Source organism: Treponema sp. UBA753, from assembly GCF_002297325.1.
Classification (GTDB): domain Bacteria; phylum Spirochaetota; class Spirochaetia; order Treponematales; family Treponemataceae; genus Treponema_D.
This window is the reverse complement of sequence record NZ_DBKJ01000129.1, coordinates 1-861: the sequence shown is the minus strand read 5'-3', so window position 1 is coordinate 861 and position 861 is coordinate 1. Positions and strand designations below refer to the sequence as shown.

1 protein-coding gene is annotated in these 861 nt (G+C 40.8%); it reads right to left on the bottom strand.

Annotated features, from left to right (window positions below; genetic code table 11):
- Positions 1-861: hypothetical protein (locus tag B4C08_RS10185; RefSeq protein WP_296665070.1), on the bottom strand; the 861-nt coding region annotated here is incomplete at both ends.

The following is an 861-nucleotide window of genomic DNA, read 5'->3' as shown; positions in this document are numbered from 1 at the left end:
CTTCTACAGTTTCAGGTTCTTCCGCGGCCGGCTCTTTTTTTTCTTCACGCTGAATCAAAGTTCCGTCTTCGTTGTAAGGTCCTGTAACGCCAGGACCTCCGTCAGTAAAGCCTTCTTCGCCCATAAAATCGTCCAAAGAAATTTCAGTGTCAGATGAATCTGTGGAAACGTTTTCTACTTGCGGTTCTTCTAATTCTGGCTGCGCAATTTCTTGCTTAGGTTCTTGAAAAGTTTCTACTGCTGGAAAATCATCTGCGTTTGGTTCTGCTGGAATTTCTTCGAGTGCAACTGGCTCGTTTTGTTCTTCTTTAGGAGTTTCGCTTGCTGAAAAGTCTACAGTCTGTCCGTTTTCATCTTCAATATTGTTAAAAATTGAATCAATATCAAAACTGTCGTCTGGAGAAGAAAGGTCAGTTTCTTGTTCCTTTTGAACTGCTTTTTCTGAATCTTGTGAAATGTCAACCTGAATGTCATCATCGTCAGAAGATTCCGATTCGGATGTTTCTGCTTTTTCAGGCTGAGTTTCATTGTCATCTTCAATATCAACGTTCATTTCATAGTCAACTGGACCAGTTGGCTCTTTTTTCTCTTTTTCATCGCCTAAAATAGGATTCAAGTTTTCAGAATTGTCTTCAAATCCAAAGTCCGAAAGGTCGATTTCTTCTGAATCCACAGTTGAAGCTGTTGCAGGGGAAGGGGCTGTTTCTTGCTCGATTTCTGGAAGTTCTTGCAACTCAGGAGTTTCATCAGATAAATTCTCAAAAAGGGAATCGAAATCTTCTGTATTATCTTCAGCTTCGTTTTCCTGGGCTTCTGCGTCGCTTCCTTCAAGAACTGGCTCTTCAAAGTCTAAGTCAATGT